Raw genomic sequence first — 15,557 nt, forward strand, 5'->3', positions numbered from 1 at the left:
CCTGTTTGGTCATTCTTTTAGACATACAAAATACTCCCTTCATAATAGGTGAGAATTTTTATTATTTCTCTGTCTACTATAAAGGGAGCATATCAAAAGAGGTACCATCTTCTTCAATATATGAATTATTGATTTCCTTTTTTAACCCATTCAGCAGCTGTAATTGTACGCTGTGCCTGATGTTTTACTGCAGCTTCGATATTTTCAACCATTTTCCCGTCTTGATCCACAGTAACACTGGTACCATAAGGGTTGCCACCAGCGGCAAATATAGATTCATCAGAGTAACCTGGAGGAACAATGATGGCTCCCCAATGCATCATGCTTGTGTATAATGATAGAATGGTTGCTTCTTGCCCGCCATGCGGATTCTGTGCCGAAGACATGGCACTAACTACTTTGTTAACCGTTTTTCCACTAGCCCAAAGTCCACCTTGAAGATCTAGGAATTGTTTCATTTGTGAAGCCATGTTTCCGAAACGTGTAGGTACACTGAAAATAATGGCGTCTGCCCACTCTAAATCTTCTGAGGTAGCAACCGGTACATCTTTAGTTGCTTCTACTGTTGCTTTCCATACTGGATTTCCTTCAATTACAGCTTCAGAAGCTAATTCCTGTACTTTTAAAACTCTTGCTTCCGCACCATTAGCCTCTGCTGCTTCTGCTGCCCATTTTGCCATTTGGTAGTTGGTACCACCCATACTGTAAAAAATAACTGCTACTTTTGTGTTTGACATTTTTTCCATCTCCTTTGATTGATTTGATTTTCCAAATAATTTATTTAAAAATCCCATTGTGACACCTCATTATAAGTTGTGTTCAAAACATTGGAGGTGATTCATTTACTTCCTGTCAATGCCTTACTTTAATTGCTCATACCATTTGCCGGCAGCGTCTATCTCTTGCATTGTCAATTGATGACCCCGATCTTCCCAATGAATTGCCACCTCTGCATTTGCTTTTTCTAATAAGTTTTTTAATTCTTTAGATTCTTCTGGTGAACAGATTGGATCATTAGTTCCTGCGGCAATAAATATAGATTTCCCGGATAAGTCAGGTAAACCCATCCCTCTTCTTGGCACCATCGGATGATGAAGAATAGCACCCTTTAATGCATCTTGATAGTGGAACAATAAGCTTGTTGCGATATTTGCTCCATTAGAATAGCCAATAGCTATGACATTACTCCTGTCAAAACCATGCTCATCTGCTGCTTCATCCAGAAATTCATTCAGCTCCTTCGTACGGAAAATAAGGTCTTCTTCATCGAATACTCCCTCTGCCAGTCGCTTAAAGAAACGAGGCATACCATTTTCTAAAATATTTCCACGGACACTCAATACAGAAGCATCTTCATCAATTCTTCCAGCAAGCGGCAGAAGGTCTAATTCATTCCCACCTGTTCCATGCAACATCAGAAACGTCGGTTTACTAGGATCATTTCCTTTTTGAAAAATATATTTCATACTTTATCCTCCTCCAAAATTCTTACCTCTACAGACGGCAAGATTTCTTCAAAAGCGACTCTTTCAGACTCCAGCCATGGCGGCAGCATAAGCCTGCTACCAAGTTCATCCAGCGCTTCATCGACTGCAAACTCTGGCGGATCTGCTGCAATTTCAAAAAGAATTCCGCCTTCTTCATAAAATAAACAGCTTTAAAATAATTTCGTTCACGTATTTCCGTTGGATGCATTCCTTTTTCTTCAAGTAAATCACGCCATTGGAATAGCTATTCCTCATTCTTCGCTCGCCAGGCTATATGGTGAACGGTGCCAGCTCCCATCAATCCACAGACAGATGGTGTTAATTTAATATCTGCTGTATTGCCAACCGCAGCTTTCGATTGAAACCTTAAAAAACCATCTTGATCGCCAATATTTTCAAATCCTAATATTTCCTCCAACAGCAGCGGTTTTATTAGGCTGTACAGACATTAATACAGCTATTTTGACATTATTTAGGACGTTCTATTGCAAAGGTTTCACCTAGCTTTGCATAGTTAGCGCCCGCCAACCGACTTACGGCAGCTAATCCTTTTGCATCCACTCTGCCACGTTCATAAATGGCCTCATCGATATGAAACTGAACTACTTTTCCAATAATTAAGTCACAGCCAGGTAAGTCACCAGTACCTCCTAATTCCAGAGAATGTTCCAGCGTGCATTCTAATCTCACCTTTGCTTCACGAATCCCCGGCACAGAAACCTTCTTACTATCTGTCGGTGTCAGCTTTGCCAGTTCCACTTCACTCTCATCCGGCGAGAGGGGTGCAGCCGTTTGATTGATTCTATCCACATTTTGTTCGTTAACCATATGAATGACAAATTCTTTGTTTTTCAGGATGTTTCTTGCTGTATCCTTTTGCTCCCCTCCAGAACGCTGTAATGATAAAGAAATCATCGGCGGATTAGACGATACAATATTGAAGTAGCTGAATGGAGCACCATTTATCGTACCCGCCTCAGATAATGTCGTAACAAAAGCGATCGGCCTTGGAATAATACTCCCAGTCAGAAATTTATAATTTTCTCTCTCTGTCATAGAATCCGGAGTAATGGAAATCATCGTCGTCATTCCCCCTTTTCATATACTGCTAGTTACGAATTAATCTAATTCTCTTACCTGAATCGGAATCAGTGTACGTTCCAGCTGTTCTCTGTGCTGTTCATACTGGACCGGCAGCTTTAATTCACGTCCCATTGTCGCTTCTGACTCATCGTGTGCAAATCCTGGTGGATCTGTTGCGATTTCAAATAGAATTTCACCATGCTCCCTAAAATAGATCGCATTAAAATAATTTCTATCCTTCACAGGGGTTACGCCATAGCCTTGTTCCCCAACATACTGCTGCCATTCTAATTGGTCTTTATCATCATCTGCTCTCCATGCAATATGATGAACTGTGCCTACTCCCATTTGCCCCCTTTCAGTTGAGTTTGTTTTTAAATCAACCACATTTCCAATGTCGGCGGCCGAACGGAAACGGATAAGGTCTTCTTCTTGGCCTACTTTTTCAAGCCCCATTACATTTGCTAATAAGTCAGCTGTCTTTTCCGGTTGTGCAGACAATAATGTTGCTCCTCCAAACCCTTTAATTGCTACTTCCGAAGTAACATCTCCAAAAGTCCAAGTATTGTTTTCTCCTTCTTTCCGTTCGACAAACTCTAAATGAAGTCCATGTGGGTCATCGAACGTGATGTACGATTCACCAAAGCGTTTTGTTTTCTTAAAAGGAATTTCAAATTTCTCTAGACGCTCCTCCCAAAATTCAAGCGCACCTTCAGGAATAACATAAGAAGTCACTCCTACCTGACCATCACCAATTTTCCCTGCATATGCATTTGCCCATGGGAAGAAAGTGATAATGGTTCCTGGCTTACCACCTTCATTACCAAAATAAAGATGATATGTCCCTGGATCATCGAAGTTTACGGTTTGTTTCACTAAACGTAAGCCTAAAATACCAGCATAAAAATCAAGATTTTCTTGCGGATGACCAACGATTGCGGTGATATGGTGAATGCCACTTGTTCTTTTTGTCACCTTCTGTCCTCTCCTTTAAAAATTCCGTTCTGTATTTATGAATCAACAGTCCTTGTTATCTCGTTTTTAGTTGCTTATTGCTTTTTCTTTGATGAATAAACATTTCTAGTTTATCCATATTCCAATTAATTAGCCTAATTTCATTTAATCTCTAATTCGTATATTATTAATTCGAGATAATCTCACAAAAAAATTTCAAAAAATTCACCATGTTATTTTTGGTTAAACTTTTTGAACTTCTTCTACAAGCTTTGTGCGTAGTAGCCCAGTTTTTTCAACTGCTCAATCAACTGCTGCTTTTCCTCTCTATCTAAACCAGCACATATTTCTTTAATTGCCTTTCGATGTCTCGGAAAAATGTTATTCATTAAATCTCTTCCCTCAGCCGTAATCTCAGCAAAAGTAATACGTCGGTCATGCGGACAAGGTTTTCTCTCTAATAATTTTTTCTTCTCCAATTTATCGACCACATACGTAATACTGCTGCTAGCAATCAACACTTTTTCACCGATTTTCTGAATTGGCTGTTCCCCTTTGTTGTAGACAAGTTCGAGAACTGCAAATTCAGTCGGATTCAACCCTGTTGATTTGATATCCTCTTCTACCCGCCTTTTCAAAGATTCTAGGGCACGGGTTAAAACAATAAACAGTTTTAAAGACAATTCTTCTTCCTGATAGTCATTTATTTGATTTCCCATAGGCACCCTTCTTCCTAAATTATCTCGAATTAATTTATCTCGAATTCAACATAAATTATATATTGTATATTTCCCTTTGTCAACAGGTTTTCAAAAACATTTTTTTACAGGTACGTTTATCTGTTATGCCATTTTTTCTTACATATTCAGCGTACGTTCATTGTGGTATTATTAGAGTATCGATGCAATGGTTCATATCTTAACATTCATCACATCAGCAAATGGATCAGATTCAACCAAATCAGGCTCACCACTAATAGATAGGAATCGCTTCTAGAAAATCATAAAAATCACTGTAAGCAATAATAAAAGAAAAAATAGTGACATAATTTCAACGTTAATCTCATATTGGTTTGATCAGCTTTATTAGTCTCTAGCTTCATTCCTCATCGCCCTGCTCCTTAAAAACCTTGATCATTGTATTCATACATAAGGAAACAATATAAAAACACGCTCCTCCAATCAGACTGGGTACGATAATGAGCTGTCCATCCAGGTTAATACCTATAAGCCGAGCAAATAGTATACCCGCCAAAAAACCAGCAAAAATATATAGGACTGGATGGAGAACATAAGCAGAGGCTCGATACCGAAAATTTATTTTTCTCATTATGCTTTCAATTAAGGTGGAGGCAGGGATTCCTCCAATTATAAAAACAAAGATGGAGACCATAAAAACAAGTTGAAAAATACCTTCAAAATCTGGAGCCTCCGGATAACCTTTCCGCGGCGGCTGATAATAAATCATAGCCATAATAATACTAAGCGTAAAAGCAGATAAAAGAGCTTCGATCAACTTTCTCAATGTCCATTTAATCAAAATCATTACTTCACTCCATTCATGATGCTTTATTTCATTATGTGTGAATTTTTTCTGATAACATAGAATCTCATTCTTCGGAAAGCCACTTTCAAAACCAAATTGCTGATATCTTTCTCACTATGCACATAGTGCTAATATTACATCATTATCCTAATATTTTTTAGTGACCATAGTCATTTTCTTCAAAAATAGGACTTTTATCACTTTTTTAGTTAGCTGATGCCGCCCCTTTGGCAGGCTAACGTTGCGACATCCTGTACGTTGAAAAGCGAAGGGCTTGGCTGGAGTGATTCTTTGCACATTTATTCAGTCAAAATAAGGAAATCGAATATAACTCTCCTATAAGATTACAGGGAATATGTTTTTACTCATGGATCTATTACTCTTCCTACCGAAAACAAACCTCAAAATGAGGAAGACAGCAATTGAAAAGCTGCTTTTTGCAGCGAAAGAGAGTGTTTCTAAGCCTTTAGAACAACTATCTCGTGAGCTATTTCTATTAAAGCAAAAGCTAAAGGCCTATGATTGGCACAACCAAAATATTGCATTATATAACAAAGAAATCCCTCTTCCATCAAACAGAGGGATTTCTTTTACTCACCGTCTGTAAATGCGAATCAGTACGTTAATTCTAATTTGTACTCTATGCCAGAATGCATCCATGCAGAGAAAGAAACAAGTGTTACCCATTTCTGAATCAAGAAAAGGAGGCCTGTTTCATATATAAACTTGGTTAAATGCTACTTAAAAAAAATTCATTTACGGTAGGTGTATTAGAGTTATCCAAAAACTTTAAAAAAATATTTGACATTGTACGCTTATCTTTCAAAAAAACTGTCACAAAATGCAACATTTTGCGACAGCCCCTTTTGATCTACTTTGTATTATGGTCATCTGCTTGTTTTGGAACATGCTTAAAAATTTCGCCACTTTCGAAAAAGTCGTTCACTCGCCGAATCCAATCATAATATTCTTTCCATTGATGCAATTCTGCCAACAGTTCATTTATCTTTTGTTCATTTTCGTCTGTTAATTCATCATTATTCATCAACTGGTCAATACTCTTGGTCAAGCGCTTTTCAAACTGCCGGTTACGGTTAATTGCCTTCCTCCAAGTGGAAGTAAACAGCGAAATAAATGTTTCATAATAGTCTGTTTCTACTTGATAGAGGTCTTTACGAATCCCTTTCTTAAAGACGCGTTCTGCGATATTCATATCGATCATTTCTCGGACAACCTGACTCATTCTAGTTTTACTCATCCCTGTTTCTGCTGCCAGCTCATCTAAGGTCATCGGCTCCCTATTCATATAAATAATCCCGAGTACACGGCCGACGCTTGTCGGCGCACCAAACCCGTTCATATTATCTGTTATCTTCTCAATAAATTGTGTTTCCACATCGGTGATCATTTCATCTTGATTTGACATATTAATCTCCTTTTCATAAGCGCATTAGATTAAGCGTCGATTTTCTCAAGTTTCAGTATGAGATGTGAAGGGGGTGGTTCACCCTGATAAACCTGCTCAAAGACCGCTGACCATAATCATATTGTTGCGATTGGTCATTCTGCTATTGTTTTATAGTGATGCTTTCATACCAATAAACAAGCGCTGTTTCTTCACTATATAAATATGCCGTGGAATTAATTTGTCATTCTAGACAAACCAGCTTTTTCACCCTATCAACCGGTTCACGATGAAATGCCCCTACAATTTTATAGGTATGCCACATCAGATACCCTGACAGCTACTTCTAAAAAAGCAGATGGCACTAATGTAAAATATGGGCTTGGATCGTTTCTAGTAAGTGTGATGCTTGAGAAAAATGCTTACCAGAATAGACTAACACGTCATTATGTGCTTGTATATTACTAATTTAAAAAATAGCTGACAATCAAATGGTTACTCCCATACAAAGGGACAAAATCATTTGAAGCAAACTTTAATTGACATAATTATTTGCCGTTCACGCCAATTCCATCTTGAGAGCACTCAAGTATTCATGTTCGAATCCATTCAGCTCTTTATTATAAAAAGTGCGGGAGATAGATTGTATCACCTGGACGATAGACATTGGCATGTAGAAGTGTCCTATTACTCAAAACACACGGAAAATGTTCACTGCTTTATTTCCAATACCTTCCCTCCAGCTGTTTACTAAAGCCTCGGTCTAAGCGGCTTTCGGTTTATCAACTTTAGCAGGCTGAAGTTTTTTTTCAATCCACCCCATGAACACATCAACAATAATAGCCATTAATGCCGTAGGAATCGCACCTGCTAAAATAATCGCTGTTCCATTGGTTGCATTTGTCCCGGTCAAGATAATTGCGCCTAAACCACCTGCTCCCACAAAGGCACCTATTGCCACGATACCAATTCCAATCACTAATGCCGTCCTCAAACCTGCCATAATCACACTAATAGCTAGCGGCAATTCGACCATACGTAACAGCTGAAATCTTGTCATACCTGAGGCAAAGCCTGCCTCCACAATATTTTTGTCTACTTCTTTCATGCCTACATACGTATTCTGTGTAATCGGCAGGATCGAGTAAAGCATCAACGTAACAATAACAGTGTTGGTGCCAAGCCCCATCGCGATCATAATGACTGCCATTGCACCAAGTGCTGGTACTGTTTGGATGATACTGCCAATCGCTAAGACCCAGCTGCTTAATTTACCGTATTTTGCAATCAGAATTCCTAAAGGGATGGAAAAAATGGCTGAAAATAACACACCATAAGCAGCCATTAAAAAATGCCGATAAAATTGTTCCCATATATAGCCACTATTCTGACTGACATAGAATATGAATTGCTCCACTGTTTCCATTACTCATCCCCCATTTCTGCGTCCTCAAAATAATTATGTTCTTCCAAGAATTCTTGAGCTACGCTTCTAGGATTCATTAATTTAACATCGGCATTATAATTAAGTTCTTGCATTTGTTCGGTTGAAATTTGATTATGCAGACGATCCATAATATCCTGGATTTCCGGATACTCCTCTAAGATTTCATTTGTTACTACAGGTGATGCATCATACGGTGGAAAAAAGTTCCTATCATCTTCTAGCACTTTCAAATCAAATTCCTTAATCCGTCCGTCAGAAGAATAAGCTAGCACAACATCCATGCTGCCTGTTGCTGCTGCTTCATATACTAATCCAATATCCATTGGATATACTTTTCCAAAAGCAAAGTACATCTTTTGAAACCCGTCATATCCATCACCTTTTCGGTTTATCCATGAATTATCTACACCAAATGTTAAATCATCACTGTATGGTTCTAAATCAGATACCGTATCTATACCATGCTCATCAGCAAATTCTTGTGTAACAGCTACAGTATAAGTGTTATCAAACCCATAGGTAGGTCCCCATGTTTGATTAAATTGATCTTGAAACTCTCTCTCCACAATTTCTAAAGCTTCTTCTGGATCTGTAATTGGATCCATTCCCAGTGCACCAGATAAGTCTGTACCTGTATATCGGGTTGACGTTATATCCAAATCACCGCGAAGCATACCTTGATGTTGTACAATCGATGATCCTAAATGAGAGACTATATCTGTTTGTGCATCGGTTTCTCTTTCAATCATAATCGCCAGCATTTCTGCCAAAATTTCAGTTTCGGATGTTACTGCTGATCCGATTTTAATCGTGTCACTCGACGTACTTGCAAGACCAGGTAATGAACACCCTGCCAGCATTATTAATAATATAGTCATAAGTGTGCCTTTATATATTCTGTCTTTCACCGTGTACACCTCCAATTTAAACGGCGTTATAAGAATCCTTTAGTCCTTCTGGCGTTAATTTATTTTCCACCACTGCTAACGAACGATCTGCGATTACAGCCAAAATAGTAGCTGGTACTGTCCCTGCCACAATCAAAGCAGGCTGATACAGGTTTAAGCCATCAAAAATAAAATCACCTAAACCGCCTCCCCCGATAAAGGAAGCCAATGTGGCCCAGCCAATTAAATACACAGTTGATAACCGAATACCAGCCATAATAACCGGAAGTGATAAAGGCAATTCCATTTTGATTATCGACTGCCAGTCATTCATTCCCATGCCTTTTCCTGCTTCAATCACACTATCATTGACCCCTTGTACACCAATATACGTATTTCTTAGGATCGGTAAGAGGGAATAAAAGAAAAGTGCAACTATGGCTGGCAGTTTACCAACACCCAGAATGGGGATAAAAAACGCAAGAATTGCTAAACTCGGAATCGTCTGTAAAATGCCGATAAAAGATATAAAACGACCTGCAAATTTAGGCACTCTGGACAAAAGGATACCTAATGGCACTGCGACAATAACTCCCAAAATTATTGCTGCCAGCGAAATATAAAAATGTTCCCATGTTTTGACCAATAAATCGTTCCAATTCGCTGAAAGAAATTCTAACACGATCCTGCACCTCCTATTCCATCACTCTACTATTTTCTTCCATTTCTGTTCCGTCACCCCAAATGGTATCGTACACTAAGTTTGCTAAGGTAGCTCGTGTCACGATGCCCTTAAGGTGTTTATGATCATCCACTACTGGTACATATTTCATGCCACGACGGAGTATTTTGTGTACTGTTTCACGAAGCAAACTGTCCTCTGCTACGGAAAATACATTGGTCTCCATCAATTCGTCTACAATTGTCACTTTCTTATGATTTAAATTAACCATTTCAATATCAAAAAAACCTTTTAATACGTTATCTTCATCTACCACTAATAAGGAATCTACCCTGCGATCACGCATTAAGGATACCGCCTCTTTTAATGGTGTAGCAGTCTGTACTGTTACAGGACTTGTTGACATTATTTGTTTAACGGTCGTTACATCCGGTTTACCTTGAATTAGTCGCTCACGTCCAAGGAATTCTTCAACAAACTCATTGGCTGGATTTCTCAATATTTCATCAGGTGTATCTGCCTGAACAATCTCACCACTGCGCATAATCACTATCTTATCAGCTAGTTTAAGAGCTTCATCCATATCATGTGTAACAAAAATAATCGTCTTGTCCAATTCCCTTTGTAATTTCTTAAATTCTTCTTGTAAGGAATCTCGAGTAATTGGGTCTAAGGCGCCAAACGGCTCGTCCATAAGAATTAACGGCGGATTGACTGCCAATGCACGTAACACGCCAATACGCTGCTGCTGACCACCACTTAGTTCATGCGGATAACGATCTAAATACTCTTCTGGCATATCAACCAGCTTCAATAGTTCATGAGCTCGTCTATCCTTTTTCTCTTCCGGCCACTTCAATAAGGTGCCGACAAGAACAATATTTTCTTTAATTGTCATATGGGGCATTAACCCAATTTGCTGAATGACATAGCCAATTGATCGACGTAATTGAACAGGATCTTGATTTGTAATATCCTTGCCATCGACAAGAATAGTTCCTTCCGTTACGTCAATTAGCCGATTAATCATTTTCATGGTGGTTGTTTTCCCACATCCACTCGGACCAATAAAACAAACAAACTCTCCTTTGTTAATTTTTAAGTTTAAATCTTTAACAGCAACTGTTCCATCTGCGTATTTCTTATAAACATGTTTAAACTCCAACAATGTTTACACCTCCATAATTTGCCTCGTACTGCTTTTTTCTATATCTTCTTTATTTTATAAAATAAACAAAAAAGATGAAAACAGCATATAACTTTATATAATGTGTAAAATCCGTACAATTTATATTGTACGGATTTTACAAACTGTTAATCATTTATTTCCTTCCAATTACAGCTCTTTTTGACCAGTATTATTGCTTTTTGTTAGTTTATTATTCCATATATACCAGATTATTAATCACATTCCATTAAATACTCCTAACATTTACCCAATTTATGGGAGGAGCATATTATCGGTATGCTGTGCATTGGCTGGGAATGTTTGGCCATTTTTCTTCACCAGGATGACATCTTGACCAATCCTAATTATTTGATTCCAAGGGATAATTACTTCACGGGATTCTCCGAACATGCCAAGTGTCTTTGTCTTCGTAGCAATCACCAGGTTAGTGATCTTCCCAACGTCTACATCAATTTCTATGTCTGTAACATGTCCTACCCGAGTACCATCTTCAATAAAGACAATGTCCTTCATTTGCAGCGCCGTAAGCGTGATCAAAACAAGCACCTCCCCTTATTATTAAATATATGTAATCTGTTGTGATTTATGGTTGTTTCTCGACGAGATTTTTAATTATTCACTCCAATCATTAGAAAAAACAGAAGCAAAACGTAAGCTACATCAAATAATGTGAAATGGCTATATCCACATTTTGACTTGAAAAGAGTGCAAGGCCTCGCTCCGGTCAACCACTTCGCTTTCCACGGGGACGGACAAGGAGGCTGAGCCAAGCCTGCGGAAAGCGCAGCCTATTTCCGAAGCGCTGTCAAGCACAAAAAAACGATCAAAATCATCCATTGAAAAATCTGTCCCTTCACTGCTCATCCTGCTATGGATTACTGTTTTTTCATAGGGGGATGGATATAAACTCTGATCTTATAAAAAAAGTGATGTCGCCATCACTTTTTACTCAAACATCTCTCGATTCATCTCTTTGATTGCTGCCTTTTCTAAGCGGGAAACTTGTGCTTGAGAAATCCCAATCTCTTCGGCAACCTCCATTTGTGTCTTACCTTGAAAAAAACGCTGGCTGACAATCATTTTTTCACGATCATTTAAGCGTTTCATGCCCTCTTTGATAGAAATATGGTCCACCCAGTCATCATCCTGAACATTCTCATCACTGACTTGATCCATGACATAAATAGGGTCGCCACCATCATTGAAGATCGGTTCAAATAAAGAAACGGGATCCTGTATTGCATCTAGCGCAAAAATAACATCTGTAACCGGTACGCCTAATTCCTCAGCAATGGCATCAGGGGAAGGATCTTTTGCTGTTTGACTTAATAATTTCTCTCTTGCATGTAATGCCTTGTAAGCCGTATCTCTTAGTGAACGTGAGACACGTATCGGATTATTATCCCTTAGATAACGTCTAATTTCACCGATAATCATTGGTACGGCATAAGTAGAGAATTTTACATTTTGTCCTAAATCAAAGTTATCAATGGATTTTAATAACCCAATACAACCTACCTGAAACAGGTCATCACCATATTCTCCACGATTGGAAAAGCGTTGAATAACACTTAGAACCAGACGTAAATTCCCATTAACTAATTTTTCTCGTGCAAATGGATCCCCACTTTGCATTTCTCGAAATAGTCGCCGCATTTCTTCATTCTTTAAAACGGGTAATGTTGCAGTGTCTACCCCACATATTTCAACCTTGTTTCTTTTCATACAAAAACCCTCCCAATTGGAGATCCTTCTCAAAAATCAGTATCACCAATCGGAGGGTTTTTATGCATCATCCATCATTTACCACTTGCGTTCAAACCATTTTATTAAATTCCTTTTGCAGTCGTTTAATAATCTTTTTTTCCAGCCTAGATATATAGGACTGGGAAATGCCTAGGAGATCGGCAACATCCTTTTGTGTCATCTCTTTATGACCTACTAATCCAAAGCGCAGTTCCATGATTTGTCGCTCTCGACCGTTTAATTGTTCTAACGCTTTACGCAATAAACTTTTATCAATATTTTCCTCTAAATCTTTGAAGGTTACATCTTCATCTGTACCTAATACATCTGATAACAACAGTTCATTTCCATCCCAATCCACATTTAGTGGTTCGTCAAACGATACCTCCGTTTTAATTTTGTTATTCTTTCTTAAAAACATCAGTATCTCATTCTCAATGCAGCGTGAAGCATAGGTAGCTAACTTGATCTTTTTTTCTGGATTGAAGGTATTAATAGCTTTAATTAAGCCAATCGTTCCAATACTGATCAGATCTTCAATATTAATCCCAGTATTCTCAAATTTTTTGGCAATATAGACAACTAGGCGCAAATTACGCTCAATTAACATAGCTCTTGCCGCCTTATCTCCGACAGGAAGACGGTTAATTAGTTCAAACTCTTCTTCCTTTGATAGAGGTGGGGGCAATGCCTCGCTGCCTCCAATATAGTAAATTTCATTTACTTTAAATCCTAATTTTTTGAGAATTTTGATCATAATCATTTTGTGCTTAGGCTTTACTGGAATCATGTCATTCGCTCCTTCATTTATTAGTATCACCCGGCCTGTTGAAACAGTTTAGGGTGTAATAAGCAATGATAGCTGCCATCTGCTACTAAATGTCCAAATTGTATACCAATCAGCACCTTGCTGGTTGTAATTGTCTGGTTAGGCAACTCTACTTTCAAATAGTCGGGCTTAAAGGCCAGCATCATTTGTTGTTCTCCACTTACACCTTGGTAGGGAATCCATTGAAAGTGTTTCGCCTGCAGCAAATCTGTCTCTCCAAATGATTGACTAGCTGTCCGCAAGTCATATATCTCTTCCTGATCCATCCATTGGGATAACAGCCCTTCATCAACCATGATGACAGGGTGATGGCTCAATGGATCAACTAAGTGATTCCCACTGTCCAGATAGCCTGTTGTACATAGGAGTTTCCCAGACCATTGAATCGTTACCTTATAAAAAAATTGTTGCTGAAATTGCTGCATACGATGATGGTCCATTCGATATTTTGTAAAGAAAAAAACGATTGGAAACCCGATTAAAACAAATAATCCATGAATATGGTGGGACGCAAGATAAGGCTGCGACGCATGATTTTCTGCTGATAACAGGAAATGAATGGCAATCAAGCCACCACCAATTGCAAACGTCATAAAATAAAAACTAAATAATGATTTACCAAAATAGGCCAAATTACGAAATGGAAAGGCAATCCAAATCATAATAAGCGAATAACAAACCTTAATCCATAATGAATGAAGGTTTACATCCGGAAAAATAAAGGTAATCGGAACAATCAATGAACCAAATAATCCCGCTAAAAATAAACGGTACCATTTTGTTTCATGTTTAGTCACAGATTGCGTTAGTAATAATAGCATCCAATCGAGCAAAAGATTTAATAACCATATGACTTCTACATATATAATCACGTCATGGTCCCTCTTTATTGTCATAATCTTTACAACTTGTCTCATAGTATAAAGTAAAGCCATTTAAAAGTCTGTCACAGTTTGTCTGCAAAAACCAACTAGTTTTTGAATATATAAGAAAAAAATGTAGAAAAGAGAAATGAGGTCTATTGACAAAACGAATGAGGGGAAATGTACATGAAAAAACTGCATTCACCATGATAGATGAATGCAGTTGTTTATCACTATTATCTTCTTCGATTGCGATTTCTTAAGAAGGTTGGGATATCCAATGGATCCTCTTCTTGTTTCGACCGCAGGTTGGCTTGCGGCTGATAGCTTTCTTGTTTTTGTTCTGTGTGCGCCTGATTTTGTGCTTGTGTTTGGGTTTGGGATGGTTCTTGTTCCCTTTTTGTCATTTTTTGCAATGATGGCTGCTGTTTTCTTTGTGTATTGTTCATTTGCGTTTCATCAAAACCAGTTGCAATCACAGTCACCACAATTTCGTCTTTTAAGTCCTCGTTAATAACAGAACCAAAGATAACATTCACTTCTTGGTCTGCCGCAGAGGTGACGATATCAGCTGCTTCTTGTACTTCATACAAGCTTAGATTTGTTCCGCCAGTAATGTTCATTAGTACACCATGTGCACCATCAATCGACGTTTCTAATAATGGGGAAGAAACTGCTTTCTTGGCAGCTTCCGTTGCTCTATTCTCACCTGTAGCCACACCAATTCCCATTAAGGCAGATCCTTTATCCTGCATAATGGTTTTTACATCGGCGAAGTCAACGTTAATTAAACCTGGAGTAGCAATTAAATCGGAGATACCTTGGACACCTTGACGCAGTACATTATCTGCTTCTCTAAATGCTTCAAGCATTGGTGTGTTTTTGTCAATGATTTCTAATAAACGATCGTTTGGGATGACAATTAAGGTGTCGACTGCTGATTTTAGTCCGTCAATACCAGAAACTGCTTGTGTAGCACGTTTTCTTCCTTCAAAGGTAAACGGTCGAGTTACCACACCAACTGTCAGTGCACCAACATCCTTAGCGACTTGTGCAATAACTGGGGCTGCTCCTGTTCCAGTACCGCCGCCCATACCGGCAGTAACAAATACCATATCGGCACCTTTGAGAATCTCTTCAATTTGTTCTTTACTTTCTTCAGCTGCCTTCTTACCCACTTCAGGGTTTGCGCCAGCTCCTAAACCTCGTGTTAATTTGGAACCAATCTGCATTTTCACTTCTGCTTTTGATAGGTTTAATGCCTGTGCATCTGTGTTTACTGCAATAAATTCAACGCCTTGTACGCCATGTTCAATCATTCGATTCACGGCATTATTACCGCCACCACCGACACCAATAACTTTTATCGTTGCCAGTTGGTCCATATTTGTGTCAAAGTCTAACATGCTATTTCCTCCTAAAATATACTAGAATTATAAT

Annotated in this window: 18 protein-coding genes; all 18 read right to left on the reverse strand. The window is 38.4% G+C overall.

All coding sequences use genetic code 11. The features are described from left to right. Positions 1–125: 125 nt before the first annotated feature. The gene (wrbA, locus tag JOD18_RS17975) at positions 126–737 is read right to left on the reverse strand and encodes an NAD(P)H:quinone oxidoreductase type IV (protein ID WP_204670504.1); all 612 of its coding nucleotides are present in this window, start codon (positions 735–737) and stop codon (positions 126–128) included. A 123-nt stretch (positions 738–860) separates the two neighbouring features. Then, the gene (locus JOD18_RS17980; protein WP_204670505.1) at positions 861–1,466 is read right to left on the reverse strand and encodes an alpha/beta hydrolase; all 606 of its coding nucleotides are present in this window, start codon (positions 1,464–1,466) and stop codon (positions 861–863) included. Between the two features lie 28 nt (positions 1,467–1,494). Further along, positions 1,495–1,695, reverse strand: a complete 201-nt coding sequence (locus tag JOD18_RS17985) for a hypothetical protein (protein ID WP_204670506.1) — start codon at positions 1,693–1,695, stop codon at positions 1,495–1,497. 36 nt (positions 1,696–1,731) lie between these two features. Continuing rightward, positions 1,732–1,905 carry a VOC family protein gene (locus JOD18_RS17990; RefSeq protein WP_204670507.1) on the reverse strand — a complete coding sequence of 58 codons (174 nt, stop codon included), beginning with the start codon at positions 1,903–1,905 and terminating at the stop codon, positions 1,732–1,734. Positions 1,906–1,955: 50 nt separating this feature from the next. Then, positions 1,956–2,567, reverse strand: a complete 612-nt coding sequence (locus JOD18_RS17995; RefSeq protein ID WP_204670508.1) for a flavin reductase family protein — start codon at positions 2,565–2,567, stop codon at positions 1,956–1,958. Positions 2,568–2,606: 39 nt separating this feature from the next. Beyond that, on the reverse strand, positions 2,607–3,545 hold the full coding sequence (locus JOD18_RS18000; RefSeq protein ID WP_204670509.1) for a VOC family protein: 939 nt from the start codon (positions 3,543–3,545) through the stop codon (positions 2,607–2,609). Between the two features lie 242 nt (positions 3,546–3,787). Further along, positions 3,788–4,243 carry a MarR family winged helix-turn-helix transcriptional regulator gene (locus JOD18_RS18005; protein WP_204670510.1) on the reverse strand — a complete coding sequence of 152 codons (456 nt, stop codon included), beginning with the start codon at positions 4,241–4,243 and terminating at the stop codon, positions 3,788–3,790. 379 nt (positions 4,244–4,622) lie between these two features. Further along, positions 4,623–5,069, reverse strand: a complete 447-nt coding sequence (locus JOD18_RS18010; RefSeq protein ID WP_204670511.1) for a hypothetical protein — start codon at positions 5,067–5,069, stop codon at positions 4,623–4,625. An 871-nt stretch (positions 5,070–5,940) separates the two neighbouring features. Continuing rightward, positions 5,941–6,495: a GbsR/MarR family transcriptional regulator gene (locus JOD18_RS18015; protein WP_204670512.1), complete on the reverse strand. Its 555-nt coding sequence runs from the start codon at positions 6,493–6,495 to the stop codon at positions 5,941–5,943. 742 nt (positions 6,496–7,237) lie between these two features. After that, positions 7,238–7,900, reverse strand: coding sequence for an ABC transporter permease (locus tag JOD18_RS18020; RefSeq protein WP_204670513.1), 663 nt, complete (start codon positions 7,898–7,900; stop codon positions 7,238–7,240). After that, positions 7,900–8,799 carry an osmoprotectant ABC transporter substrate-binding protein gene (locus JOD18_RS18025; protein ID WP_204670575.1) on the reverse strand — a complete coding sequence of 300 codons (900 nt, stop codon included), beginning with the start codon at positions 8,797–8,799 and terminating at the stop codon, positions 7,900–7,902. The genes JOD18_RS18020 and JOD18_RS18025 overlap by 1 nt, the downstream gene beginning before the upstream one ends. A 46-nt stretch (positions 8,800–8,845) precedes the next feature. Next, complete coding sequence (locus JOD18_RS18030; RefSeq protein WP_204670514.1) at positions 8,846–9,490, reverse strand: ABC transporter permease subunit; 645 nt, start codon at positions 9,488–9,490, stop codon at positions 8,846–8,848. A gap of 13 nt (positions 9,491–9,503) precedes the next feature. Next, entirely contained in the window at positions 9,504–10,658 is a 1,155-nt protein-coding gene (locus JOD18_RS18035) for a betaine/proline/choline family ABC transporter ATP-binding protein (protein ID WP_204670515.1), read from the reverse strand. A gap of 273 nt (positions 10,659–10,931) precedes the next feature. Beyond that, entirely contained in the window at positions 10,932–11,192 is a 261-nt protein-coding gene (locus JOD18_RS18040; RefSeq protein ID WP_420827809.1) for a YlmC/YmxH family sporulation protein, read from the reverse strand. A gap of 432 nt (positions 11,193–11,624) precedes the next feature. Further along, positions 11,625–12,404, reverse strand: coding sequence for an RNA polymerase sporulation sigma factor SigG (sigG, locus tag JOD18_RS18045; protein ID WP_204670517.1), 780 nt, complete (start codon positions 12,402–12,404; stop codon positions 11,625–11,627). A 91-nt stretch (positions 12,405–12,495) separates the two neighbouring features. Next, entirely contained in the window at positions 12,496–13,215 is a 720-nt protein-coding gene (gene sigE, locus JOD18_RS18050; protein WP_204670518.1) for an RNA polymerase sporulation sigma factor SigE, read from the reverse strand. A 26-nt stretch (positions 13,216–13,241) separates the two neighbouring features. Continuing rightward, on the reverse strand, positions 13,242–14,126 hold the full coding sequence (gene spoIIGA, locus JOD18_RS18055) for a sigma-E processing peptidase SpoIIGA (protein ID WP_204670519.1): 885 nt from the start codon (positions 14,124–14,126) through the stop codon (positions 13,242–13,244). A gap of 227 nt (positions 14,127–14,353) precedes the next feature. Further along, complete coding sequence (ftsZ, locus tag JOD18_RS18060) at positions 14,354–15,523, reverse strand: cell division protein FtsZ (protein WP_204670520.1); 1,170 nt, start codon at positions 15,521–15,523, stop codon at positions 14,354–14,356. Positions 15,524–15,557 lie beyond the last annotated feature (34 nt).

The sequence above is a fragment of the Gracilibacillus alcaliphilus genome, from assembly GCF_016909015.1.
GTDB classification, from domain to species: Bacteria; Bacillota; Bacilli; order Bacillales; family Amphibacillaceae; genus Gracilibacillus; species Gracilibacillus alcaliphilus.